The organism is Ruegeria sp. C10, assembly GCF_056537805.1.
In genome coordinates this window covers 568,759-594,833 of the sequence record NZ_JBQFSC010000001.1, presented here as the reverse complement: position 1 = coordinate 594,833, position 26,075 = coordinate 568,759, and the positions used below count along the sequence as shown (strand labels likewise).

Genomic DNA, 26,075 nt, shown 5'->3' with positions numbered 1-26,075 from the left:
TAAGAGTATTTCCACAGCTCGTGATTCGATCAAGCCGCTATTGATCAGCCAACTGCACGTAGACCGATATCCGGATCGGGATGGGCGAACAGGGCGGCCGCGCAAGGGTGCCGATCCAGGATTGATTGACCGCTAGGTAGCCGTTCGGCATGGAATGTACCGTGGTCCCAATAAGTTACGCCATCGATTTCGATGGAAGGATCAATAACGTTCCAGCTGATTTCACCGGGGGCGTACGCCCCGCAGGTGTGGAAATGCAGGATGCGTGGATTTCCGAAAGCTGAGCCGCCCCAGCGTTCATAGTTTTCGCGCATATCCCAGGGGTAGCCGCAGCCCGGATGGATACCTGCATGCCAAGAGTGCACGAAATTGCGATCAATTCCCAACTGGTTGGCTACCCGGTCATAATGCGCCTCGGCCCGTGCGGCGTTGTCGGGATCGCCGTCAAAACGCTGCAGCCGTCCATTCTCCATCATCGCAAAGACAGGGCGGTCGAATTCGATGGTGTAGTCATCGTAATACTTCGACCCCGTTCCCGTCAGAAAACTGATCGCCACACGGCCCAAGAAACTGTGGGCAGGAACCGGAGTAAAGACTGACATCGGAAAGCGCAGGATCGAGGTGTCGCCCGATGGTTGCAGGTTCATCACTGGCCGACCGCTTACATCAGTGCCCAAAGGGCAAGTGATCCGCACCTCGCTGGCCGCGTCCAAGACCGCGTTGATATCGGCCTTAAGCTCCATGAACGCATCGTGGTGGCCGTTGGAGAAACCAGATCCCAGCATTTCTTTGGTTAAAGCGAAGCTAACGATGACTTTCTTACCCTGCGGCATGTCCGAGAACCGCAACTGATCCCCAAGTCGGGCCAGAAATAGAATGATGTCTGCCGCTTCGAACCGGGCAAGCAGATCGGGCGATAGTTGCGGATTGTCCGGATTGAAGCCCACATCAATCGTGTCGACCCCCAGCCCAAGTTGACGGGCCGCCTGACGGACAACATTCACGCTGTCGGCGTCGAAATATCCAAACTCTGCAGGTTCATAGGCAATCAGCAGCCTTTCACCCGCCGCCGCGCGGGCGCAATTGACCAGCAGATTGTAAGCGCCCCGCTCTGGCGTCATGTCGGACATCGACATCTCCTGATTACTTGACATTATCAACTTACGGCCTAGGGCCGCCGGCAATCCATTTGAAAGTGATAATGGCTGACATTAGGATGACTAATATGATCTTGAATCTGCCATACTCTGCGCTGCGAGCCTTTGAGGCAGTTGTACGCCATTCCGGCTTTTCACCTGCCGCCGAGGAACTGGGGGTCAGCCAAAGTGCCGTCAGCCAGCACGTCAGATCGCTTGAGGAATGGCTTGGGCGGGATTTGCTGGTGCGCGGTGCGCGGCAATCGCGACCTACCCGCGAAGGTGAGCAATTGGCGCAGGCAATCTCGGATGGGTTGGGGCGCATTTCAGATGTGTGTGCGCAACTTCGCGATCGAACGCGTGCGGACCGGACCATCGTGATTTCATGCTTGCCGGGGTTTGCATTCAACTGGCTGTTTCCAAGGCTTCTGCACTTTGATTTGGCCCACCCGGACCTGTCTATTTCGATCGCGACGGATACGGGATACTATCCGTTTTCCGGCGCAGATTCCGATATCGGCATTCGATATGGTCTTGGTGAATATCCCGGGTTTGAAGTGGATTTGCTAATGCGGGAAAGGCTGTTTCCCGTTTGCGCGCCCGCGCTGTTGCCTGAACTGAAGCGCATTGAAGATTTGTCACAGCACACACTGCTGGTAGATGAAAATCTGCACCATGGTACGTCCAGCCCAACATGGGAGTTCTGGGCGCGGCAATCCAATCTGACATTGCCGTCTGGAGTGCGCACGCGCCGATTGGGCCAATCAAACATGGTCATACAGGCAGCGATTGAGGGGCTGGGGGTGGCGCTTGGGCGCGAACCGCTGGTGATTGATGCCTTGTGCGATGGCCGTCTGGTGCGACCGTTTCAGCAACTGACCCAATCGCCACTTTCCTATTGGCTCGTCCGGCGCCCTGATAGCAAAGACAGCCAAAAAGTCAGCGAGTTCCTGAACTGGATCAAGGCCGAAGTTGCTTCGCAGCCCGATCTGCCCCCGTCGGTAATGCTGCCGAATTAGCTTGCCTTATATGTATCATTACAAATCCGGAATGGTGTATTGCACTGACGCTGCCATAATGGCGCTAAGCCAACTGATCAAATTGGAGAGCAAACCATGTACCTCAGAAATTGCTGGTATGTTGCCGCCTGGAGCAAGGATATCGGGCGCGAACTGAAGGCTGAGACATATCTGGGTGAGAACATTGTGCTCTATCGTCAGCAGGATGGGACGCCCGTTGCGCTTGAGAATGCCTGCCCGCATCGCAAGCTCCCGCTATCCGATGGCAATCTGAAAGGGGATCTGGTCGAATGCGGCTACCACGGGCTGACATTCGATTGTTCGGGCAAATGTACGGACAGCCCAACGCAGCGGGGGATGACGCCTCGGCGCGCGGTGGTGAAGTCTTATCCAGTTGCCGACCGCTATCGCCTGCTCTGGATCTGGATGGGCGATCCTGAACTGGCTGATCCGGACCTGATTTTCCCAATCGAAAACTTTGATGACACGAGTTGGGGCCTAACCGATGGCGGGGTGATGGATATCGATTGCCATTATCTTTGGGTTTGCGACAACCTGCTTGATCCCAGCCATGTGGCCTGGGTACATGTCTCGTCATTCGCCGGCGCGGGAACGGATGAAGAGCCTCTGGACGTCAAAAAGACAGATCGCGGCGTGATTGTCTCGCGCTGGATCGAAAACAAACCTCCATCGCCTTACTATGCCAAACTGGTCTCGTTCGACGGCGATTGCGACCGCTTGCAGCATTACGAAATGTGCATGCCCGCAATCGGGCTGAATAAGTCCATCTATACTCCGGTTGGCACGGGTGGATATGACAAAGATCCTGTCGATGAGACATTCATCAACATCTCTTACAACTTCATGACGCCAATCAACGAGGATCAGACCAGGTATTTCTGGTTCCAGCATCGCAACTCTGATCCGGACAATGCCGAGGTTTCGAAATTCATGAATGATGGTGCGCGGATGGCGTTTCTTGAAGACAAAGATGTGCTGGAAAAAGTGCACAAGGGCATGAAAAACGCTCAGACACCGCATATTGATCTGGGTTTGGATGCCGGGGCAAAAATATACCGACGCGTGCTCGACCGAGCGATCGAGGCCGAGGTCGCTGTGCCAGAGGGTGCAATTCGGCAAGCCTAAAACTTGAACAGGGGCCAGTTCCCGGCCCCTTATCTTAGGTGTTGCTATAGATGACAGGGAAGCGCCCACCGGCAAAGGGAGCACCCGATTTCAGGTCGTCATCATGCAGCCATTCAGTAACGCTATCGCGCGGTTCATAGGTGGCACCTTCAACGGCAAAACGTACCGCATATCCACGCCTGCGACGGGTCGAGGTTCGGTTGCCCATCGCCGAATGCACAGTCATTCCATCGAAGGCCAGGGCATCGCCAGGTTCCATCTGTTCATAGTGGAATATGTCATATTTAGTGCGATCCGCCTCGAAATCGGGCATGTCGATATAGTCCGGGTTATCCTCTTCCAGATAGTGAAGAAACTTGCCAAGTTGGTCAGTTTTGAAAGGCCGGTATTTTGCGCCCCAAGCGTGCGAGCCACGGACAAATTCCAGCGCTCCATTGTCTGGGTCGACAGGATCAAGTGCGATCCACATTGTCATGATGGGACCGGCCACAGGCCAATAGGGCTGATCTGTATGCCAGCCGGTCTGGGTGCGTGTGCCAGGTTCTTTCACGAAAATTTGGTCATAGATCAACGAAGTCCAGGGGCTGCCCGCCACCTCGGCCACGCGCTTTCCAATATCTGAGTTCAGACAATAGTCCTGAAAGATACCCGGTTTTTCACGCATATTTTTATAGGCAAAATACCGGTCACCCTTTTTGACCTCTTCGTCCACGGCATCACGCAACTTATTTAACCAATCGTCCCTGAGGATGTTTCTCAATAAAACGACGCCGTCGCGCGCATACGTTTGCTGAACAGTATCTGTATCCGGTGTGTTCATCATAGTTCTTCCATCCATAGCATCCGCTTCATTTCCCGGCGGGTTTGAATTCAGGCGCAAAGCGCCACGGTCTGCATGGAGTCAGAGAGAGGGTGAACTGCGGCAGTTTATGATGAAGCAGGGCCAGCGGGATCGGGCCGACCATTTGCCAGCAAGATTCCGATGAAACTGTTCAATTTTGAAGGTCATGCGCCATGGTAGCCCACGACCTTTGATTGCCCAAGAATTTTTGCTTACCGGTAAATATATTTATTGATGATAGATTATTTTTAGTAAATATTATGATTGCTATGCAAAAATATTCGGCATTCTCACTCGCGCGAAACGCACTTTCGGGCCACAAAAACTGGGCTCGGGCTTGGCGAAGCCCTCCGCTCAAAGATCAATACGAAGTCGTGGTGATCGGGGCAGGGGGTCACGGGCTGGCCACGGCTTATTATCTGGCCAAAGAGTTTGGCATAACCGACGTCGCCGTGCTGGAACGGGGCTGGTTGGGTGGCGGAAACATAGCGCGCAATACGGTTACGATTCGGTCAAATTACATGCGTGACGAGTCGATCCCGTTCTACGTCAAATCCGTCGAGATGTACGAAGGGCTGACGCATGAGTTGAACTTCAACATGATGCATTCCAAGCGCACCATGGTGGATGTGGTGCAGACCTGGCCCAAACTGCGAGAGTTGCGGCGTCGGCAATTGGTCATGGACATCTATGGCTCGACATATGAACAAATCACGACAGAAGAATTGCGCAAACGCATACCTGCGCTAACAGGCGGTGGGCCAGATGCGCGCCTGCCGATCATCTGCGGAATGGTCCACACGGACGCAGGTGTAAACCGTCATGATGCGGTGGCCTGGGGCTATGCCCGCGCGGCGGATGCGATGGGGGTGGAGATGCACCAACAGACCGCCGTGCAAGCATTGATCCGTGGCGCTGATGGGCGCATCGAAGGTGTCGAGACCAATCGCGGCACCGTGCGGGCGAAAAAGGTTGTGGTGGCCGTATCGGGCCATACCACGACATTGACCGAGACAGCGGGGCTCAAGCTGCCATTGCGCACGATGAACCTGACGGCCTTTGTGTCCGAACCAGTGAAGCCCTTGGTGGATGTCATTGTAAATTGCCCGGACAGTGGGTTCTATTTCAGCCAGTCTGACAAGGGCGAGATGGTGATCGGCGGCGCTCCTGATATGGGGCAAAGCTTTCGTCGCGACATCAAGCAACATGTGTTCGAAGACACTGTGACCGCGATGCTGTCGCTTTTCCCGAGCTTCAAGAAACTCAAACTAATGCGCCAATGGGGTGGGCATCTTGATATTGCCCATGATGCCTCGCCCATCATGGATCAGACTGACGTACCGGGGCTGTTCGTGACCGCTGGCTGGTGGGGCGGATACAAAGCCATTCCTGCGGGCGGACTGACGCTTGCGCATCTGGTCGCCAAAGGCGAGCCGCATCCGCTGATGGCCTCGTTCACTTTGGACCGTTTCCGCCATCTAGAATTTGTGATGGAAGCCGGCACCACAACGGCGAGATAGGAAGGGACAGGACCATGATGCTCATCCTCTGCCCATTCTGTGGCAAACGCAATGAAAGTGAGTTCGTCTATGGCGGCCCGGTCGGTGCTGCTCGACCCGATGCCAACGCCGTCAGCGATGCTGATTGGGTCGAATACCTGACCATAACGCCCAACCCGATGGGGCCTGTGCAAGAGCGGTGGTGGCACGCACGGGGCTGTGGCGAGTGGCTGACAATCTGGCGGGATACCGTGACACATGACATTGTGGAGGTGCCCGATGGCTCAGATTAATCGCCGCGCAGTGGGTGGTCGTGTTGATCGAAGCCGCCCTCTGACGTTCCAGTTCAATAGGAAAACTTACGAAGGGTTCGAAGGGGACACTCTGGCCTCGGCCTTGCTGGCAAACGGGGTGCGAGTAACAGCCCGTAGTTTCAAGTACCACCGCCCACGCGGCATTGTCGGACACGGTCCCGAAGAGCCAGGAACGCTTGTGGAGCTGGAAGGCGAGGACGCCTCGGGCAACCGTCCAGCGACCACGGTTCCATTGCGCGAAGGGCTGAATGCACGCTCGGTCAATTGCTGGCCTTCACCCGAGTTTGATCTGGGTGGGATCAATCAACTGCTGAGCCGTTTCATTCCTGCGGGCTTCTACTACAAAACTTTCAAATGGCCTAACTGGCATCTGTTTGAACCGTCTATTCGCAAGGCAGCGGGTTTGGCCGCAGCGCCTGCGCACCCGCCGTCATCGGGGCATTTCGAAGCGCGCTACGCTCATGCAGATGTCTTGATTGCAGGTGCAGGTCCCGCTGGCCTGCAAGCTGCACTTGAGGCTGGTCGGGCGGGCAAGCGTGTCTTCCTCGCAGACGAGGGAACCGAAGCGGGCGGCAGCCTCCTGAACCGCACCCTGATCATTGGCGGGCGTCCGGCGATGGATTGGGTGGGCGAAGCGGTTGAAGAACTAAGCCAAATGGCAAACGTCACCCATCTTCAGAACGCGACCGTATGGGCCTATCGCGAACACAACCTACTGATCGTCAATGAACGCGAGCCGGATCAGGCCAGCATTCTAGAACGCAACTGGCGGGTCCGTGTTGCTGAGGTGGTGATCGCCACCGGGGCTACGGAACGGTCGATGGTGTTTGCCAATAATGACAGGCCGGGCGTCATGTTGGCCTCATCCGTGCAGGCCTATGTCAATCGTTGGGGCGTGACACCCGGTCAGAGTGTGGTTCTGTTCACCAACAACAACAGCGCTTACGCAGTGGCCGCCGATCTGGTCGCAGCTGAGGTAACGGTTAACGCGATCCTCGATAGCCGCGACACGGTTCCAAGGGAATCTCTTGATCTGGTGTCGGGGATAACCGTCCATGCCGGAACAGTAGCCGCCGATATCCGAGGGTACAAAAGCATCCGTGCTGTCAAGGCCGTTCCCAAGTCCGGGGGCGCAGGCACCTGGATCGACTGCGACTTGCTGGCTCATTCCGGCGGTTGGAATCCGACGGTGCACCTGTGGTCTCAGTCCCGCAGCACATTTCGGTTTGATGAAGAACTCGCTGCGTTTTTGCCCGATCAACCGATTCAATCCTGTCGGGCCGTCGGCGCGGCGGCGGGGGATCTCACACTGGATCGGATCATCGATGACGGTTCAGAGCTGCCTTATTCGATTGAACCGCTATGGCGCGTAGATGTGCCAGGGCAACGCGGAAAGGCATTCCTGGATATTCAGAACGATGTTGCGGTCAGCGATGTGCATCTGGCGCTGCGTGAAGGATATGACAACGTGGAACATGTCAAACGCTACACCACTGGCGGGATGGGCGTAGATCAGGGCAAGACGGGCAATATCAACATTATTGGCACCGTTGCTTTGCAAAAGGGCGTTCCATTGCAAGATGTTGGCACGACGACATTCCGCTCTCCCTACACGCCGGTCTCATTCGGTGCGATTGGGGGGCTGCGTGAGGACTCGGTGTTGTTCCCCTACCGGCACACGCCGGTGACCCAATGGAACAAGGATTATGGCGCAGTGATGTATGAGGCTGGTGCCCGATGGCGCCGTCCGGGGTTTTTTCCCAAACCCGGTGAGGGCCTGCAAGAGGCGGTGAACCGGGAATGCCGCGCGGTGCGTGAAGGCGTTGGCGTATACGACGGTTCGCCGCTCGGCACGTTCGAGCTTAAAGGGCGCGATGTTCCGCGCTTTCTGGATTTTCTGTATTCGAACATCATGTCCAGCCTGAAGCCCGGCGATGGTCGCTATGGTCTTATGTTGTCGGATGACGGTCTGATCATAGATGACGGGGTGGCCTTTCGGCTGGATCAGCACCGCTGGATGATCTCGACCTCAACAGGTCACGCGGACGCCATCAACCAGCACATGGAAAAGCTGCTTCAGACCGAGTTTCCTGACTGGCAAGTCATGATCACAACTGTGACAAGCCAGTGGAACAACGCCACCATTTGTGGTCCCCGCGCGCGCGATGTCATGCACGCGCTGTGTACGGATATCGATCTGTCGCCCGAGGCATTCCCCTTCATGTCGTTCCGGGACGGTACGGTTGCGGGGTTCCCTGCGCGGGTTGTGCGCGTCAGTTTCACCGGTGAGCTATCCTATGAGGTCAACGTTGCCCCACGCCACATGGCCGCCTTGTGGGACAAGGTGATGGAGGCTGGTGCACCCTTTGGTATCCTGCCTGTAGGATCAGAATCCAGCCATGTCTTGCGTGTGGAAAAAGGCTTTCTTTCGCTGGGGCACGAGGTCGACGGTACCGTGGACGCCTATGACTTGGGCATGGGCTGGGCAATGTCGAAGAAAAAGCCCGACTACCTAGGCAAGCGCTCGGTCCACTTGCGCCGTGAAGCGGTAGGGGAACGCCGGGAATTGGTCGGCATCTTGCCCGAAGACCCTGACAAGCAAGTGCCCGAAGGCGCGCCACTGACCCCCGAAGGTCGCAAAGAAGCGACCGAAGGGTTGGTTACCGCCTGCGTCTGGAGCGTCGTCAACAATCGCTGGGTTGGCCTGGCGTTGCTGAAGAACGGGCAGGAGCGACACGGGCAAACCGCGCATGTTCGGCTGAAAGACGAGGTGATTCCGGTGACCATCACAAAGCCTGTATTCCATGACCCCGAGGGTCAGCGCCTGAGGTCCTGAGATGAGCTACGACGTCAAGATCGAACGCCAAACCCTGAATGCGCTGTTTGACCTCAAAGGGGATCCCGAGGTCGTTCAAAATTGGGCCGAATTTTCTCTGCCAAGCCGCCCCAACACGAGGGCGATGCAGGAAGCGTTTGAGGTATATCACATTGGACGCAATCACTGGATTGTACGTGCTTCGCTGGAACTGGAAGAGGCACTGGAAGCACAGCTCAAACCAACGGATTGCCCTGCGGACATCAGTATAGTGCGGATATCGGACACCCTTACCTTCTTTGGTGTCGCCGGACCCCAAGCCGCTGAAGTGATGGCTATTGCCTGCCCGCTCGATCTGCATGTCACCGCTTTTGATGAAGACGCAGTAACCTATTCCGAGTTGTTTGGCCTAAAAGCACTTGTGATGCGCTGCGAGGCTGGTTTTGAGTTTGCGGTTGAACAGAGTTTTGGCGACATGGTTCAGGATTATCTGACCCGAGCAACCGCCTGACGCAATTCGAAGCAGGGGCGGTTTACGCCTCATGGCTATTCATTATCTCGGCGGTCTATATGCGTATCGTCTGGGAACAGGGTTCAGATAAGGACCTATCGGATTTATCGAAAATCATTGGCTGGCACAAAATCCTTTGTGAAGTGTTGCTTTTAGACGGGACATCGCGCCACAGGTGCAAGGCTTGCAAGTTCCGGTCATTTAGTATACCGCCGCATACAATTAGGATCCTCGGGCGTTCATAACGTCTTTGAGCCCCTGCTAATCGAGCCACATATACCGGAACGAGCCATGAGCCTTTACACCAACTACCTCGACGAAATTGAAGCCCGCAAAGCGCAGGATCTGCATCCAAAACCGATTGATGACGGCGCGCTTGTCAAAGAGCTTGTTACGCAGATCAAGGACGTCGATCATGCGCATCGTGCGGATTCTCTAAACTATTTCATCTATAATACGCTGCCCGGCACGACCAGCGCCGCTGGCGAGAAGGCGCGTTTTTTGAAAGAGATCATTCTGGGCGAAGCGCTGGTTGACGAAATTTCAGTACCCTTTGCCTTTGAACTGTTGTCGCACATGAAAGGCGGTCCTTCGGTTGAGGTTCTTCTTGATCTGGCTTTGGGTGGTGATCTCGAGATCGCAAGGCAGGCAGCCGAAGTGCTGAAAACACAGGTCTTCCTGTATGAGGCTGATACGGATCGTTTGAAGGAGGCGTTTTCTGCCGGAAATCCGGTCGCACGCGACATTCTTGAAAGCTATGCACGGGCCGAGTTCTTCACCAAGCTGCCCGATATCGAGGAAGAGATCAAAATTGTCACGTATATCGCTGCCGAGGGCGATATTTCGACTGACTTGCTGTCGCCGGGCAACCAGGCACACTCGCGCTCTGATCGGGAGCTGCATGGCAAGTGCTTAATCTCGCAGCAAGCGCAAGACGAGATTCAAGCATTACAGCGCCAGCACCCAGATAAACGCGTGATGCTGATTGCTGAGAAAGGGACAATGGGCGTTGGCTCGTCCCGGATGTCGGGTGTCAACAACGTGGCGCTTTGGACCGGCAAGCAGGCCAGCCCATATGTGCCATTCGTAAACATTGCCCCGATCGTGGCCGGCACGAACGGTATCTCTCCGATCTTTCTGACCACCGTTGGTGTGACGGGCGGGATTGGTATCGACCTGAAAAACTGGGTCAAGAAAGTCGATTCCGCGGGGAATCCGATCCTCAACAATGACGACAGCCCTATCCTGGAGCAAAAGTACTCGGTCGAAACCGGGACAGTGCTCACGATCAATACGAAAGACAAAAAGCTTTATGACGCCGATGGCGCCAAAGAGCTTGTTGATATTGCCTCGTCCTTCACTCCGCAAAAGCAGGAGTTCATGAAGGCCGGCGGATCCTACGCCATCGTGTTCGGCAAGAAGTTGCAAACATTTGCAGCACAGACACTGGGAGTCGAGCTGAAGTCGGCATTTGCGCCGTCGAAAGAAATCAGCCGAGATGGACAGGGCCTGACCGCGGTTGAAAAGATCTTTAACCGCAACGCTTTGGGAGTAGCGGAAGGCACGGTCTTGCACGCCGGGTCGGACGTACGGGTCAAGGTCAACATCGTAGGATCGCAGGACACCACTGGCCTGATGACCTCGCAAGAGCTTGAGGCGATGGCGGCGACCGTGATTTCTCCAACCGTCGATGGCGCGTATCAGTCCGGTTGCCACACCGCCTCGGTCTGGGACAAGAAGGCGCAAGCCAACATCCCCAAACTGATGGCGTTTATGAACAATTTCGGCCTGATCACAGGGCGCGATCCCAAGGGTGAATATCACTCGATGACCGACGTGATCCACAAGGTTCTGAACGATATCACCGTGGATGATCGCGCCATCATCATTGGGGGCGACTCGCACACGCGCATGTCCAAAGGTGTGGCTTTCGGGGCGGATTCGGGCACCGTTGCCTTGGCACTGGCCACGGGCGAAGCAACCATGCCCATTCCGGAATCCGTGAAGGTGACGTTCAAAGGCAAAATGGCCGATCACATGGATTTCCGCGACGTGGTCCACGCGACACAGGCTCAGATGCTGAAGGCTTTCGGCGATAACGTGTTCCAAGGGCGTATTATCGAAGTTCATATCGGAACCCTGCTGGCGGATCAGGCTTTTACCTTCACCGACTGGACGGCCGAGATGAAGGCGAAGGCCTCGATCTGTATTTCCGAAGACGAGACCCTGATCGAGTCACTGGAAATCGCCAAAGGTCGGATTCAGATCATGATCGACAAGGGCATGGAGAATGAGGCGCGGACCCTGCAAGGCCTGATCGACAAAGCCGACGCACGCATTGCCGAGATCAGATCCGGCGCAGTTCCAGCCCTGAGGCCGGATGAAAATGCCGCGTATTTTGCCGAGCTGGTGGTTGATCTGGACGAGATCAACGAGCCCATGATCGCCGACCCTGATGTGAACAACGCGGATGTCTCCAAGCGTTATACGCACGATACGATCCGGCCTGTTTCCTACTACAAAGGGGAAAAGAAAGTGGATCTGGGATTTGTCGGGTCTTGCATGGTCCACAAGGGTGATCTGATCATCGTGTCGCAGATGCTTAAGAACCTTGAGAAGAAGGAGGGCAAGATTGAATTCAAAGCCCCTCTGGTCGTCGCGGCGCCAACCTACAACATCGTTGATGAGTTAAAGGAAGAAGGTGAGTGGAGCATTCTTCAGGAATATTCCGGTTTCGAATTCGACGATCTTTTCCCCAAGACATCAGCGCGAACCGAATACGAAAATACGCTGTATCTTGAGCGTCCGGGCTGCAACCTTTGCATGGGTAATCAGGAAAAGGCTGAGAAAGGTGATACTGTTCTGGCGACATCTACTCGCTTGTTCCAAGGGCGTGTTGTCGAGGACTCGGAAGATAAGAAAGGTGAATCCCTTCTGGCTTCCACACCGGTAGTTGTACTGTCTGCCATCCTCGGGCGAACTCCGAAAATCGAGGAATACAAGGCCGCTGTCGAAGGGATCGACTTGACCCGCTTTGCACCTCCGGTCGCCAAGCCCGCAAATTCCAATTCGGCACATTTCTGATTGGAGAAGGCCGGTCGCCGCTCAGGCGCACCGGCCTTATGCTGTCTAATAGAATCCATTCTGAATCGATAAGTCTAGCAATGCTTGTATTGCGGAATGAGATTTAGCCATTTCAGTAGGGTCATGATCCCCAACCAATAGAGACGGTTTCCGCGAGAGCGATGTCTGCGAGAAAGACCTTTGGGCAGCCTTCATAGCGCGTTGCGCCGCGTCTACAGCCCTTGAGCCGGCCGAACATGATTTCAACGCGGTTTTGCCGCTTGCATCTGCGTTTGTCGTATTTGAAGTTGTACTTTGTTGCTTTCGGCCTGGAATGCCAGCGCGTATCCCCTTGTCTTGTGAAGACTCCCTGAACTGGTTTGCATCAGAGCCGCCATCTGCGAGGTGAGTCCAAGCAGAAATCAACGATCTCGACTGACATTGGGGTTGACGCAAAGGGATTCATACTCGCGACGATCCTTAGAGCTAAAAATACGGGTTCGCTAGAAACGTTGACAAGCATTGTGGATGGTCTGGAGGCGGTTGCGAAACAAAATCCGGTTGTCTTGCCATTTCATCAACGTACTGCCGCAAGGATAAATGGAATCGGTCGTAAATTCGGACATGTCTAAACGATAAACCCAGTCGGGTACTTGGATATGGTCGCTCTAGAAAGCAATGCGGTGCTGGTTTCTACGGGCTCTAGCGGAATGCAGAAAGAAGCGTATCTCTACGGCGTACCCTGCGTCACTATTAGAACGGAAACAGGGTCGATTGAGCTTGATGAAAGCGGCTGGAATCGTATCGTTTCGCCCATAGAAGGGGATATCGAGGATGGTATCCTAAGTGCGATAGGGACTAGCGGAAATCAGATAGAAATCTATGGTGATGGAACCGCTTCGCAACAAATCGCACAGATACTAGCCGCGCGAGTTTAAATACCTTCATAGAGCGCCGCCAACTTCTTGGCTTGCGCAGGCCAGCTGTAGGTCTCCCAAAGCTTCCTTCTGTTGTCGACGCTTAACGTAAAGCGTTCGGGATGGTCCAAGACATCCCGAATAGCTTCAGCAATGCTCTGAGGATCTGTTTCGTCCATTGCTCGCCCCAAACCGAGCGATTCTGTAAAACGGCGCATGTCGGGAAGATCGGAGACACAGATCGGCAATCCTGCAAACGCGGCTTCGAATAGCTTATTGGGCATTGCAAACCGATAGCTTAATGACGCATCTTGAATCGGAATGACTGCAACATCTGCGGTACTAATCGCTATGGGTACATCTGGAGCAGCGACTGGTGGAAGCAAGGTAACGCGATCATCCACACCTAGGTCATGAGCGACACTCATGAACCACTTGTCGTTTCGGAGGTGCCGTGGGCCCATCGAAGCTAACTTGACTTCGGGAAGATGAACCAAAGCCTCAAGTACTTTATCTAACCCACGATGCGATGTTTGAATGCCGCCAGTAAAAATAATCAAGGGCGCCCCGTCTGCAACTTTTGCCTGAGCACGAATTGAAAGCTGATCCAATTCCTGTTTATTACGACCGTCTATGTAATCGACATCTATCTCTGGAGCGTTGAGGATTAGTGTCGGACTATCTTTGAAGCGTTTGGCATACAAATCTGCGATGGACGACGATACGGTGATCATATAATCGACGAAGGGGAGGCAATCGTCTTCTAGGTTTTCTGCAAAGTTCGATCCATCAGTTGGATTCTTCGTCGCCCGTGCTGGTTCATATTCATGTGCGTCATATACAAGCTTCGCCCCAAACTGTTTTGCAAGCACAACGCCCGCCGGGAGACAATAGATGTCATGAGCGTGAATGACGTCCGGGGTATCATCAAATTTAAGGTGGCAAAGGTTTTCTGCGTAAATCAATGATTCCAACTGATAGAGTTTAAAGAAATTCTCTCTGACTTTTCGGGCCATCAACATAAATGACTTGAGGTTTTTCGGGCCCTTTCCGAATCCAAGTCCAAGCCGTGTTTTCCAAAGCAGCCGCTTGTGTACGAGTTTTCTAGCCCGCCTTTCATCACCACCGAAGTTTTTGTAGTACATCGGGTCAAGCTTTTGGACGGCTTCGTCCGTGAGGAAAGTCTTCAACCAGGTTTTTAAAGAATTTAGCTGAATAGCGGATTCGACATACGGTAAGACACGTTGCTCGACTTGAGCGGACGTTCGCTCCATAAACGAGAAACGTTCAAGCAATTTTTCAGTGATGTTCTCACAAGACTGCCAGTTGAATCGAGTGATCTGAATGCCATCAATGACCTCTTCTTGCGGCGAGCCTCCAGGCCAGTCGCAGAAAATGTGGACATCGTGGCCCGCTGCTTGAAGCGCGCGCGCTTCTTTGAGAACGCGCGCATCCGCCGTAATTTCGTGGTAGGTAAGACAGAATACGGTTTTTTGAGATTTGGCACGGGTGTCTGACATCGGTCGAAGATCAATCTAGCTCTGACAATTCCGAACTGCTCTAACAGAGGTTGATCGGGGTTTCCAGCGTGATTGGCGATGCTTGAAATGCCTTCCTCTCTTGACTTCCCAAAGAAATTCTTGGAAGCGCTGTAGCACAATTTGAGCACTTGGGACGCACCGAATGAGCAACTTTGCATTGATAGGAACCGCAGGATACATCGCGCCGCGCCACATGAAGGCGATAACGGATACCGGAAACACGTTGTTGGCTGCTCTGGACACAAGCGACTCCGTTGGGATTATCGATAGCCACTTCCCCGATGCACATTTTTTCACAGAGTTTGAGCGTTTTGATCGCTATGTTGACATGTTACGTCGCAGCGAAGCGGGCAAAATTGATTATGTCTCGATCTGCTCGCCGAATTACCTCCACGACAGCCACATGCGGTTTGCATTGCGTTCTGGCGCCGATGCGATCTGTGAGAAGCCGCTGGTGTTGAACCCAGAGGATATCGATGGCCTGGAAGCGATTGAGCAAGCGACTGGACAGACCGTAAACACGATCCTGCAGTTGCGCGTACATCCCTCGATCATTGCTCTGAGGGACAAGATTCGAAACAGCCCCAAGGATACCAAGTACGAGGTCGATCTGACTTACATCACGTCCCGTGGACGTTGGTATCTGGAGAGCTGGAAGGGGGATGTCCGCAAATCTGGCGGTATTGCCACCAACATCGGCGTGCATTTCTTTGACATGCTGCACTTCCTCTTCGGAGATCTTCAGGCAAACCACGTCCATCTCAATGCCCCGACAAAGGCTGCGGGTTATCTGGAGTTCGAACATGCCCGGTGCCGTTGGTTCTTGTCGTTGGATATTAACGACGTTCCGGCAGATGCGCGGGAAGCTGGAGCCAGAACCTATCGGTCGATCACGATCAATGAAGAAGAGGTCGAGTTTTCTGGTGGTTTCGCTGATTTGCATACGCGAAGCTACGAAGAGATTTTGAAAGGGAACGGGTTTGGGCTTAACGAAAATCGACCAGCGATTGGTATGGTCAACTATATCCGCAATGCACCAATCGAAGCTCGCAAGGGCGAGCAGCACCCCAAGTTGAATTCCGGCACTGATCAATGATTGCAGTGTTCGCCTACGCGTTTCCTCATCGAAAATCTCATGATTTTCTCGTAGAGCTAGCGCTGATGGGTCAACGAGAGGTGACCGTAATCGGTGCACCTTTTCAAAAGCTGCCATCAATGGATCGCACAGTTTACTTCCCACATACGCTCAGGGCAGTACCACCGCTTGATACAAAGGAACTCTGCGAGCGCTTAGGTTTTTCTTTCGTTGAAATGCCGCATAGTGATATCGACGGCATCATTAATCTGGTTGATGAGCATGGTTTGGAGCTAGGTATCATATCCGGCGCGCGAATCCTCAAACGACCAGTTATCGAAGCCTTCAAGCAGGGTATTGTGAACTTTCATCCCGGAAAGATTCCCGAGACATCCGGCCTGGATGCATTTTTCTATACTCTCAAAAATGGAGTCGATGCCGGGGTTACGACTCACCTGATAGACCCCAGGGTTGACGCGGGGCAACATCTGGCATTTGACGCTACTCAAATCAGCGCGACGGATACTCCTGAAATAGTTCAGGAAAACACCTATCGACTGCAAATCACAGCGCTAAGACAATTCTTGGATTGCTGGACCAAATCGGAGCTGTCGCCAACTGCGCTTCATAGGCCCACTAAAAATGAGCCCATGGCACCCTCCAAAAAATGGGAAACCTTACTTAACTTCCCAGCTTGGCGTGCAACTAGGGTCCGTATGCAGGCATTTGAAAGCATGAAGGTGGCGTGCAACCAGGGTGACGTACAGGCTGTTTCGAAGATACTTGAAATCCATCCTGATCTTCTGGAAGAGCGCACTGAAAAAGGGTGGACGCCACTGATCATGGCTGCCTTCAATCAGCGCCTTGAATTGACAAACTACCTGCTAGAGCACAGGGCAAATCCGAACGCGACCGGAAGAAACGGCACTACTGTTCTAATGTATGCAAAAACCGCGCTTATGGCTCATCCAAATGCAAGTTTTGAACTTTTGGATACGTTGTTGGCAAGTGGAGCAGATCCTTTGCGAACAGATATGCATGGCCGAGCACTTATGGATTATGTAAAGGATGCAAAGGCAGAGCACCTAGAACGATATTTTCAAGAGAAGATAGGGCGTCATTAGATCAATGCAATTTATTGACCTGGCGGAACAACAGAAACGTATCAAGGATCAGCTTGATGCCGGCATTGCCAATGTGTTGGCGCATGGGAAGTACATTCTTGGCCCAGAAGTGGCTGAACTAGAGGCACGGCTGACTGCCTTTACGGGTGCCAAACATTGCATCACTTGCGCCAATGGAACGGATGCATTGCAAATTGCCTTGATGGCGCTTGAGGTCGGGTCGGGGGATGAGGTCATCACGCCCGGATTTTCATATATCGCCACGGCTGAAGCCGTCAGATTGCTGGGCGCAAAGCCGGTTTATGTCGATATTGACCAGACTAGTTATAACATTGATCCCAACAAGCTTGACGCTGCGATCACACCCCGGACAAAGGCAATTATACCGGTGTCGCTGTATGGCCAACCTGCTGATTTCGAACGAATTAACGAGGTAGCTGTGGCAAACGGCTTACCTGTCATCGAGGATGCTGCTCAGAGCTTTGGCGGATCGTTGCGTGGCAAACGGTCAGGAAACCTGTCAACGATTTCCTGCACCAGCTTTTTCCCATCGAAACCCCTTGGCTGCTACGGCGATGGTGGTGCGATCTTCACCTCGGACGATGATCTGAGCGTCATTCTTCGCCAGATTGCCCGGCACGGGCAGGATCGGCGTTATCACCATATCAGGGTTGGCGTTAACAGCCGTCTGGACACGTTGCAGGCTGCGATCCTGCTGTGCAAGCTGGATATTTTCGAGGATGAACTGGTCCTGCGAGACACCGTCGCGGACCGTTACAAAGTGCTACTGAAGGAAACCAATATCGCCGCTCCAACGCTGATGGAGGGGGCGACCAGCGCCTGGGCGCAGTATACGATACGCGTGGACAATCGTGAGGATGTGCAAGCGAAGCTCAAAGACGCCGGGGTTCCGACCGCCGTGCATTATCCACTGCCGTTGAACAAGCAACCAGCCGTTTCTGACCCAAATGCCGACTTGCCTATTGGCGATCAGGCCGCCGCAACAGTGATTAGCCTGCCGATGCACCCGTATCTGCAGGAGAATTCGCAAGAGCAGATAATCGAGGCACTGAGAAAAGCGATCTGATCGCGCTGACGGTTTAATCGGTGCTGTGGCCGGCGAATTCAGGTTTAGGCAGGTTCGCAGGTTCTATTTTCCGTAATATGCGCGATACCAGTCCACGAAGGCCTGAATGCCGTCCCTGATTTCGGTTTTTGGGCGATAACCGGTCAGGCGGTGCAGCAGATCGGCATTGGCCCAAGTTGCAGGCACATCGCCCAACTGCATCTCCATATAGTTTCGGATCGCGGGTTTGCCGAGGCTTTCTTCGATGGCGTCGATGAAATCCAACAAACGCACTTTGTCTGAATTTCCAATGTTCACTATGCGATAGGGAGCGACCGGGCTCAGGCTGTCACCTTCGGCGATGTCTTCGGGGGCTTTGGGGCGAACAGGCACAACGTCGATCAGCAGAGAGATTGCGCGCACCAGGTCATCCACATAGGTGAAATCACGATACATGTCGCCGTGGTTGTAGATGTCTATCGGGCGGTCGTTGAGGATTGCATCGGTAAATTTGAAGAATGCAAGATCAGGGCGTCCCCACGGGCCATAAACCGTAAAAAACCGGAACATGGTTGTCGGTATATCCCAAAGATGGGCATAGGAATGCCCCATCGCTTCATTTGCCTTTTTGGTGGCTGCGTACATAGTGAGTTGATGATCTGCTTTTTCGCACTCGTCGAAGGGCATGTCAGGATTTGCCCCGTAGATCGACGAAGTCGAAGCCATCAGCAGATGCCGCACTTTGTGCCGCCGCGCAGCTTCCATCACGTTGAACGTCCCGACAACATTGCTTTCGACATAGGCGCGCGGGTTTTCCAGGCTATATCGGACGCCAGCTTGCGCTGCGAGATGGATGATCACGTCCGGTTCAAAAGCATCAGCGATCTGGTCGAACTTGGCGGTATCTTCCAGCATCCCTTCATCGCACGAAAAATTTGGGTTCTCCAGCAACAGCGCATGTCGGCTCTGTTTGAGGCGGACATCGTAATAATCAGTCATCCCGTCAAAGCCATGAACCCGGCAACCGTTCTCAAGCAAAAGTTTGGCAAGATGGAACCCGATAAATCCGGCAGTACCTGTGATCAGAACCTTTTGCATGAGGTATTTCCTTGTTTCGGGGCATCGCGCGTGCGTTCGAAGGCACATATGACGCCAAGAGCCGAAGGGCTCAAGCGGTCATTTCTTGGCTGAGCGAGCATGCATCACTGGTGGTGTGCATTGCAATCTTCAACAAGCCTTCAACCGGGCCAAGGAAGCGAGTAGGTTTTGACATTCGTAAAGAACCTGATGGCCTCGATGACCCCTTCTTTGACACCATTGCCCGAATCCTTGATGCCGCCAAAGGGGGACATTTCGATACGGTATCCGGGTTGTTCCCAGATATTGCAGGTGCCCACGTTCAGCCCATTGATATAGGCAATTGCGCGGTTCAGGTCATTTGTACATACCCCCGACGACAGGCCGTACACAGTAGAGTTCGAGATGCGCATGACCTCGTCATCGTCGTCGGGTACGCGAATGATGGGAATAATGGGGCCGAAAGTTTCCTCCATCACTAACGCAGAGTCGTGGGGAACGTCGTCGACCACGATCGGCGGCAGCAGCGCGCCCTGACGTCCGGGGTGGTAAAGGACTTGTGCTCCCGCTTTCTGGGCCAAGTGAACACGATCTTCGAAAAGCTTGGCCGCTTCCTCGTGGATCACGCAACCCAGCTCGGTCTCAGGATCCTGCGGATCGCCGAACCTGATCTTTTTGGCCCTCTCCAGCACCAAAGGCACAAAGGTGTCCGCGACACTCTCTTGCACCAGTATTCGCTTGATCGCAGTGCAGCGTTGTCCCGAATTGCCGGTGGCCCCGGCTACGGCGATCGTTGCTGCCCTGTCTAGATCGGCATCGTTGAGGTCATTCAGAACAATCAGTGGATCATTACCACCCAACTCCAGCGCCTGACGTTTGTAAACCGCCTTCTCTGCGATCATCTTGCCCACGGGAACACTACCGGTGAAGGTTATGATGTCGATGTTCTCATTGACGATCATCTCATCCCCAATGTCCTGTGGCCAGCCAGTGACCACCTGAAACATCTCAGGCGGCAGTCCTGCCTCATAAAGGATATCGGCCAGCGTCAGGCAGGTCAGAGGCGTCAACTCGGTCGGTTTGCAGACCATGCAGTTATTGGTGGCGATCGACGGAGCAACCTTGTGGCTGACCATGTTGAGTGGATGGTTGAATGGAGTGATCGCGCTGATTGCGGTCACAGGCTCGCGCATCGTGAAAATCTTGCGGGCTTTACTATTTTGGGTCAGATCGCACGCAAAGATTTCGCCATCATCCTTCAGTGCCTCGGCCGCCGCAAATTGAAAGACATCCTGCGCGCGCTTGGTCTCGTAGATCGCGTGTTGATGGCAGATGCCAAGCTCAAGCACCAGCCATTTGGTGAGGTAATCGCGACGTTCACCAATCAGCTCTCCAGCCCTTTGCAGGATTTGGCTGCGTTCATAGCGGGTCAGTTCGGGCTTGTAGTTGGCCGCAATTTCGAAGGCGCGGCGCGCGTGTTCAGCCTGCCCTGCGGGCATATGGCCCACGACCTCATTGGTATAGGGGTAGTGAACCGGGATGGTCTCAGCGGTAATGATGATCTCGCCACCAATTCGCATCCCTTCATTACGGATTTCGGTGACTGCCATGGCAAAAACCATCCAATGAAATCGGACCGCGTACCGGTCTATTACTCTGAAAACACATCAAACGCCTTCAACGCCTTGGCGCTGTAGGCGTAAGACGGGCCGCCGCCCATATAGGTGGCCATAGCCAGCGCTTCGCACAGCTCTTCGCGGGTCGCACCCAGCCGCACCAATGAGCGGACATGGAAACCGATGCAGCTGTCGCAGCGCGTCGCGATGGCAATCCCCAACGCCATGAATTCCTTTGTCTTTTCACTCAGCGCACCATCTGTTTTGGCGGCCTTACCCATGATGCCAAAACCACGGACGGTTTCAGGCACTTCTTTCGAGAATGCACCAATATTGGCCTCGGTCTCGGCCATGAAGTCTTTCCAGTTCATCTTATGCTCCTTATCCGCGCTCATCTGCGCCCATCCGGCGCTCGAGCCAACGCACACCGGCGCTGATGATCAGTACCAGCACCAGATACTCGAAGATCAACAAGGTATAGATCTCAAGCGGGCGGTATTCCGTCACTACCAGCTCATTCGCACGGCGTGTCAGTTCTTGCATGCCGATGACGCTGGCGAATGCGCTCATCTTCACGATGTAGATGAACTGGTTGGCCAGCGGCGGCAGAATGCGCCGGATCGCTTGCGGCAGGATCACATAGCGCATGGTCTGAAAATAGTTCAGGCCAATCGTTTGCGCCGCCTCGCTTTGCCCTTTTGCGATAGATTGTATACCGGCACGGTAGATCTCGGCGGTAAAGGCGCTGTCCGATATCGCAAGGGTGATAATTGCGCCCCAGAAGGGATCGATTGGGATGTCCATACCCATCGACTGAAAGACAATCGGCAACCCGTAGAACACCCAAAACAGCATAGGCAACAGAGGGATCGAGCGGACAAATTCGACATATACCCGGTTTACCAGCCGCCAGCCGCGCTTTTCCGACAGACCCGGCAGGGCGACCAGCAATCCAATGACAATCGACAAAATCGCCGCAATCAGCGAAATCTGAATGGTCGCACCCATGCCCGAAATCAGGAATTTTACATTGGTCCAGCCTGAAGCCGTGGTTGGATCGATGACGTACCAACCCCAGGTCTGCGAGGACGAACAGCCCGTGATCAGCAAGAAAAGGGGGAGGAAGAGAAGTGTTTTTTTCATCGGACCCAACTCAATGCTGCAGAATTTGGCTCAGGAATTTCTGACACCGCTCAGACTTTGGATTGGTGAAGAAATGCTCGGGCTTACCTTGTTCGACAATCTCGCCTGCATCCATGAACACCATGTTGTCGGCCACTTTTCGGGCAAATCCCATCTCATGGGTCACCACAACCATGGTCATGCCTTCCTCGGCAAGTTCAACCATCACGTCGAGCACCTCGGAGATCATCTCAGGGTCGAGCGCTGAGGTGGGTTCGTCGAACAAAAGGACCCTGGGCTCCATGCAAAGCGAACGGGCAATTGCCACTCGCTGCTGCTGTCCACCCGAAAGCTGTATCGGGCGCTTGTCGGCCTGATCGGGTATATGAACACGTTCGAGGTAATGGCGCGCTTTGTCTTCGGCTTCTTTTCGGCTCAACCCGCGGGCCTTGATGGGGCCAAGGGTCAGGTTTTCCAGCACTGTTAGATGCGGGAACAGATTGAATTGCTGGAACACCATGCCAACTTCTGACCGGATGGTGGCTGCAGATTTGGCATCATCGTTCAGTTCGACCCCATCGATGCGGATGGTGCCCTTTTGATGTTTCTCAAGCTGATTGATGCATCTTACGACCGTTGATTTACCCGATCCGGATGGGCCGCAGATCACAACCTTTTCACCACTTTTGACTGTCAGGTTGATGTTCTTGAGCACGTGAAATGTGCCAAACCACTTGTCTACGTCGACAAGCTCGATCGCTGCGTTTGGCATCTGCTGGCCCACTTATGATTACTATGAGTTAATTAGTTGCTTGAGGTTATCTTTTTCTTTACGCTTAAATCAAGAAGCAATGTCGTGATAAAAGACTAACGCCACCAACGGGAGAACCACATGAAACGTTTTGTTAAAGTCGCGGCTGCGGCTGCGCTCGGTCTTGTGATCAGCGGCGCTGCGCAAGCACAGTCGGCTCTGAATGAAATTTTGGATGACGGCGTGCTGAAAGTGGGGACAACCGGTGACTGGAACCCGATGTCACTGCGCGACCCGGCGACTAACAGCTATAAAGGCTATGATATCGACATCATGAACGCGCTGGCCGCTGATCTGGGTGTTGAGGTCGAATATGTGCCCACCGACTGGAAAACATTGGTCAATGGTGTGGTAGCGGGGAAGTACCACATCACCGGTTCGGCTTCTATCTCACCTCCGCGCATGAAAGTTGCAGGGTTTTCCGACAGTTACATCGCGGTTGAGTTGTTTCCCTACACAACCAAGGAAAAGGCCGACAAATTTGATGGCTACGACTCGATCAACAAGCCAGACGTGAAGGTTGCTACTACCCTGGGCACCACCTTTGAAAAGCGCGTGCGCGAATGGTTCCCCGATGCGGATATCAAAGTGGTCGAAGCTCCTGCGCGTGGTTTTCAGGAGGTCTTGGCCGGTCGTGCAGATGTGTTCATAACCTCGAATATCGAGGGATCGACCCTTGAAGCAAAGTTCCCGGTCGTCCGCGTCAAGAATGCCGGGCCGCGTTCTCCTTCTCCTATCGCGATGCTGTTGCCGCAAAGTGATCAGGTCTGGATCAACTATGTGAACAACTGGATTGAAGTGAAAAAAGCCCAAGGCTTCTTTGACGAAAACCGGGAACGCTGGGGTCTCTGATCAGAGGCCCTAGTAACTGGAGCGCCTGCGAGAGTTTTCAAATTCATGAAACTTGAGCACATGACATGGTACGAGGTTGACACTCGTATCAATGCCGGTGCGGCCGTGTTGCTGCCGGTTGGATCGACCGAGCAGCACGGCCCGATGGGTCGCATTGGCACCGACACGATTTGCGCCAAGGCTGTCGCGCTCGCTGCTGCCAGGCAATGCGAGGGTATCGTCGCTCCGGCGCTGGCCTACACGCCAGCGCCTTTTAACACGGGATTTCCCGGAACGGTGTCTATTTCAGCCGAAACCTTTCGCACCATCGCAGATGAGGTGATCCGGGGGCTTTTGAAGCAAGGTTTCGTTGGAGTGTTCATAGTGAACGGACACGGGGCCAATCTGGCGCCTCTTCGGCAGATCGAAAGCGAAATTGCCGGTGGTCAATTGCTGATCCGTAGCTGGTGGGAGCCGAACGCAGTGAATGTTCTGCGACAGCAGCTCTATGGAGATTGGGAAGGGATGCACGCCACCCCCTCGGAGATTGCCATAACCCAGTCTTTGCTTGGACCATTGCCTGCCAATCAGGCCGCTGAGCCGCCCCAGAAACTCAGCGCCGAATACATCCGGGATCACGCAGGGGATCGCCATGGTCCACCTGACGAGCATCGCGCGGACTTCCCGGATGGCCGCGTTGGATCGCATTCAGCTTTGGCCAATCCTCAGGATGGCGAGCGTCTGCTGGCGATAGCAGCTGCGGCTATCGCTGCCGAGTTCCGGGCATTCGAACAAGGCCTCTAGTCACGGAGCGCCTGCGACGGGTGTCGCGGCCCTATCCTGCTTCGACCCCAAGCCCGTCAGTCGACAGGTCATCGAGTTTCGGCATCAACCGCAACAGTTCTTGCGCGTATTCGGTATTCGGACTGGCAAACAGATCGCTGGTGTCCTGAACCTCGACGATTTGTCCCTGTTTCATGACCGCAACTCGGTCACACATCTGGCGCACCACTGGCAGGTCGTGGCTGATGAACAGCATGGTCAGGCCCAGATGCTCTTGCAGGTCTTTAAGAATGTTCAAAATCTGCGCCTGGATCGAAACGTCGAGCGCGCTTGTGGGCTCATCGCAGATCAGGAACCGGGGTTGTGTCGCCAATGCGCGGGCAATCGAAATACGCTGGCGCTGACCGCCCGAGAACTCATGTGGATATTTCAGCCCGGCCTCTGACCCCAACCCCACTTGATCCAGCAATTCGTCCACGCGGCGCTTGACGTCGGCACCTTCCATCAGGCGGTGATGGCGGATCGGCTCCGCCACAATTTCATCCACCCGCATACGCGGATTGAGAGACGAGTAGGGGTCCTGAAAGATCATCTGGATGTTCTTGCGGTACTCTTCCTGCACCGTACGATTACTCAGATCGCTTACCAGTTGTCCGTCAAAGGTGATGGTACCACCATCCACAGGATAGAGCCCTGCAATCATCCGCGCGACGGTGGACTTGCCCGATCCGGACTCACCGACAACCCCAAAGACCTCACCTGAACGAATGTCAAAGCTGACGTTGTCGACAGCGGTGAAGTAGGTACGATCCCAAGGCAGTAATCCACGCTTTTGCAGGAATTTCTTCGTCAGGTTGCGGATTTCAAAGATCGGTTTGCTGGCGTCGTTATCCACCTTGGGCCAGTGGCGTGCCATATCCTCGATCGCGAAACGCGTTTCACGCCCGCCATAGCTGATCTGAGGGAAACGATGCAGTTTCAGCGTCGGGCGTGGTACCGCGGCGATCAGGGACTTGGTGTATTCGTGTTGCGGCTGGCCCATCACCTGTGCCGTGGTGCCGCTTTCAACCACCTTGCCCGCATACATCACGGTCACGCGGTCAGTTGTATCGGCGATCACGCCCATATCATGGGTGATCAGGATGACACCCACCTGACGCTCTTGTGCCAGTTCCTTGATCAGGTCCAGAATCTGGGCCTGAACGGAAACATCCAAAGCCGTCGTGGGTTCATCGGCGATGATCACATCCGGTTCGGTGCAAAGTGCCAGAGCAATCACCACGCGTTGCCGCATGCCGCCCGAGAACTGGTGCGGGTACTGATCCAGCCGAGTATCCGGGTCTGGGATGCCAACGCGATCAATCAAATCACGGGCGCGCTTGCTTGCTTCGGCCTCGGATCCACCCAGATGGGCCTGGATCGTCTCGACCAGTTGTTCGCGCACTGTAAATAGCGGGTTCAGCGACGTAAGCGGGTCTTGAAAGATCATCGAGATCTTCTTGCCGCGTAGCCCGCGCATCGCCTCGGCATCGATGCCGCTGATCTTATCGCCGCCCAGCTTAATCTGGCCGCTGGCAATGCGACCTGGGCGTTCCAGAAGGCCCATCACGGCAGCGCCGATGGTGGATTTACCTGCCCCGGATTCGCCCACAAGTCCGTGGATTTCGCCGGGTTCTACAGAAAGGCTGGCGTGGTCCACTGCGGTAAACAGCTGGCGGCGGGTCGGGAATTCGACGGTGAGGTCTTGGATGGTCAGAAGGCTCATGAA

General features: G+C 54.3%; 22 protein-coding genes and 1 pseudogene. 13 read left to right on the top strand and 10 right to left on the bottom strand.

Annotated elements, in window-relative coordinates; genetic code table 11:
• Positions 1-44 precede the first annotated feature (44 nt).
• Positions 45-1,130 (bottom strand): hypothetical protein, encoded by a 1,086-nt coding sequence (locus ACR0DE_RS02640; protein WP_480751661.1) that lies wholly within the window; start codon positions 1,128-1,130, stop codon positions 45-47.
• A 95-nt stretch (positions 1,131-1,225) separates the two neighbouring features.
• On the opposite strand from ACR0DE_RS02640, the gene ACR0DE_RS02635 reads away from it, so the two are divergent.
• Entirely contained in the window at positions 1,226-2,155 is a 930-nt protein-coding gene (locus tag ACR0DE_RS02635) for a LysR substrate-binding domain-containing protein (protein WP_170511717.1), read from the top strand.
• 96 nt (positions 2,156-2,251) lie between these two features.
• Positions 2,252-3,301 carry an aromatic ring-hydroxylating dioxygenase subunit alpha gene (locus ACR0DE_RS02630; RefSeq protein ID WP_480751659.1) on the top strand — a complete coding sequence of 350 codons (1,050 nt, stop codon included), beginning with the start codon at positions 2,252-2,254 and terminating at the stop codon, positions 3,299-3,301.
• Positions 3,302-3,335: 34 nt separating this feature from the next.
• Here ACR0DE_RS02630 and ACR0DE_RS02625 read toward each other — a convergent pair whose 3' ends face one another.
• A complete protein-coding gene (locus ACR0DE_RS02625) occupies positions 3,336-4,139 on the bottom strand; it encodes a phytanoyl-CoA dioxygenase family protein (protein WP_480751656.1) in 804 nt (267 codons plus the stop codon).
• Positions 4,140-4,411: 272 nt separating this feature from the next.
• On the opposite strand from ACR0DE_RS02625, the gene ACR0DE_RS02620 reads away from it, so the two are divergent.
• From ACR0DE_RS02620 to ACR0DE_RS02600, 5 genes are all read left to right on the top strand, one after another.
• Complete coding sequence (locus ACR0DE_RS02620) at positions 4,412-5,662, top strand: FAD-dependent oxidoreductase (RefSeq protein WP_480751654.1); 1,251 nt, start codon at positions 4,412-4,414, stop codon at positions 5,660-5,662.
• Between the two features lie 14 nt (positions 5,663-5,676).
• Complete coding sequence (locus tag ACR0DE_RS02615) at positions 5,677-5,934, top strand: sarcosine oxidase subunit delta (protein WP_170635755.1); 258 nt, start codon at positions 5,677-5,679, stop codon at positions 5,932-5,934.
• The gene (locus tag ACR0DE_RS02610) at positions 5,921-8,791 is read left to right on the top strand and encodes a 2Fe-2S iron-sulfur cluster-binding protein (protein ID WP_480751651.1); all 2,871 of its coding nucleotides are present in this window, start codon (positions 5,921-5,923) and stop codon (positions 8,789-8,791) included. Before ACR0DE_RS02615 ends, ACR0DE_RS02610 begins: the two co-directional genes overlap by 14 nt.
• A 1-nt stretch (position 8,792) precedes the next feature.
• On the top strand, positions 8,793-9,281 hold the full coding sequence (locus tag ACR0DE_RS02605) for an aminomethyltransferase family protein (RefSeq protein WP_170596648.1): 489 nt from the start codon (positions 8,793-8,795) through the stop codon (positions 9,279-9,281).
• A gap of 291 nt (positions 9,282-9,572) precedes the next feature.
• Entirely contained in the window at positions 9,573-12,365 is a 2,793-nt protein-coding gene (locus ACR0DE_RS02600) for a bifunctional aconitate hydratase 2/2-methylisocitrate dehydratase (RefSeq protein WP_480751648.1), read from the top strand.
• Between the two features lie 74 nt (positions 12,366-12,439).
• Here the strand turns inward: ACR0DE_RS02600 and ACR0DE_RS02595 are convergent.
• Positions 12,440-12,749 (bottom strand): annotated as a pseudogene (locus tag ACR0DE_RS02595) (transposase); the annotation flags it as partial.
• A 230-nt stretch (positions 12,750-12,979) separates the two neighbouring features.
• Here ACR0DE_RS02595 and ACR0DE_RS02590 point away from each other — a divergent pair.
• Positions 12,980-13,282: a UDP-N-acetylglucosamine 2-epimerase gene (locus tag ACR0DE_RS02590; protein WP_480752562.1), complete on the top strand. Its 303-nt coding sequence runs from the start codon at positions 12,980-12,982 to the stop codon at positions 13,280-13,282.
• Here ACR0DE_RS02590 and ACR0DE_RS02585 read toward each other — a convergent pair.
• Positions 13,279-14,781, bottom strand: a complete 1,503-nt coding sequence (locus ACR0DE_RS02585; RefSeq protein WP_480751645.1) for a glycosyltransferase family 4 protein — start codon at positions 14,779-14,781, stop codon at positions 13,279-13,281. The genes ACR0DE_RS02590 and ACR0DE_RS02585 overlap by 4 nt on opposite strands.
• A 163-nt stretch (positions 14,782-14,944) precedes the next feature.
• Here ACR0DE_RS02585 and ACR0DE_RS02580 point away from each other — a divergent pair, with 163 nt between their 5' ends.
• Genes ACR0DE_RS02580 through ACR0DE_RS02570 form a run of 3 tightly spaced genes read left to right on the top strand, consistent with a single transcriptional unit; the run spans position 14,945 to position 18,088 of the window.
• Complete coding sequence (locus ACR0DE_RS02580; protein ID WP_480751643.1) at positions 14,945-15,898, top strand: Gfo/Idh/MocA family protein; 954 nt, start codon at positions 14,945-14,947, stop codon at positions 15,896-15,898.
• Positions 15,895-17,001 carry a formyltransferase family protein gene (locus tag ACR0DE_RS02575; RefSeq protein ID WP_170562078.1) on the top strand — a complete coding sequence of 369 codons (1,107 nt, stop codon included), beginning with the start codon at positions 15,895-15,897 and terminating at the stop codon, positions 16,999-17,001. Before ACR0DE_RS02580 ends, ACR0DE_RS02575 begins: the two co-directional genes overlap by 4 nt.
• A gap of 4 nt (positions 17,002-17,005) precedes the next feature.
• Positions 17,006-18,088, top strand: coding sequence for a DegT/DnrJ/EryC1/StrS aminotransferase family protein (locus ACR0DE_RS02570; protein ID WP_170407366.1), 1,083 nt, complete (start codon positions 17,006-17,008; stop codon positions 18,086-18,088).
• Between the two features lie 63 nt (positions 18,089-18,151).
• On the opposite strand, the gene ACR0DE_RS02565 is transcribed toward ACR0DE_RS02570, so the two are convergent.
• The 5 genes from ACR0DE_RS02565 to ACR0DE_RS02545 all read right to left on the bottom strand — a co-directional run bounded on the left by ACR0DE_RS02565 (position 18,152) and on the right by ACR0DE_RS02545 (position 22,654).
• Entirely contained in the window at positions 18,152-19,165 is a 1,014-nt protein-coding gene (locus ACR0DE_RS02565) for an NAD-dependent epimerase/dehydratase family protein (protein WP_170611609.1), read from the bottom strand.
• Positions 19,166-19,305: 140 nt separating this feature from the next.
• Positions 19,306-20,754, bottom strand: a complete 1,449-nt coding sequence (gene phnY, locus ACR0DE_RS02560; protein ID WP_480751639.1) for a phosphonoacetaldehyde dehydrogenase — start codon at positions 20,752-20,754, stop codon at positions 19,306-19,308.
• A 41-nt stretch (positions 20,755-20,795) separates the two neighbouring features.
• On the bottom strand, positions 20,796-21,131 hold the full coding sequence (locus tag ACR0DE_RS02555) for a carboxymuconolactone decarboxylase family protein (RefSeq protein ID WP_170663478.1): 336 nt from the start codon (positions 21,129-21,131) through the stop codon (positions 20,796-20,798).
• Between the two features lie 10 nt (positions 21,132-21,141).
• Positions 21,142-21,903, bottom strand: coding sequence for an amino acid ABC transporter permease (locus tag ACR0DE_RS02550; protein WP_170646909.1), 762 nt, complete (start codon positions 21,901-21,903; stop codon positions 21,142-21,144).
• A 10-nt stretch (positions 21,904-21,913) separates the two neighbouring features.
• A complete protein-coding gene (locus ACR0DE_RS02545; RefSeq protein ID WP_480591160.1) occupies positions 21,914-22,654 on the bottom strand; it encodes an amino acid ABC transporter ATP-binding protein in 741 nt (246 codons plus the stop codon).
• A 120-nt stretch (positions 22,655-22,774) separates the two neighbouring features.
• On the opposite strand from ACR0DE_RS02545, the gene ACR0DE_RS02540 reads away from it, so the two are divergent.
• Together ACR0DE_RS02540 and ACR0DE_RS02535 are read left to right on the top strand one after the other, a co-directional pair.
• Entirely contained in the window at positions 22,775-23,545 is a 771-nt protein-coding gene (locus ACR0DE_RS02540; RefSeq protein ID WP_170393886.1) for a transporter substrate-binding domain-containing protein, read from the top strand.
• 45 nt (positions 23,546-23,590) lie between these two features.
• Complete coding sequence (locus tag ACR0DE_RS02535) at positions 23,591-24,328, top strand: creatininase family protein (protein WP_480751635.1); 738 nt, start codon at positions 23,591-23,593, stop codon at positions 24,326-24,328.
• Positions 24,329-24,359: 31 nt separating this feature from the next.
• On the opposite strand, the gene ACR0DE_RS02530 is transcribed toward ACR0DE_RS02535, so the two are convergent.
• The gene (locus ACR0DE_RS02530; RefSeq protein ID WP_480751633.1) at positions 24,360-26,072 is read right to left on the bottom strand and encodes an ABC transporter ATP-binding protein; all 1,713 of its coding nucleotides are present in this window, start codon (positions 26,070-26,072) and stop codon (positions 24,360-24,362) included.
• Positions 26,073-26,075: the final 3 nt, after the last annotated feature.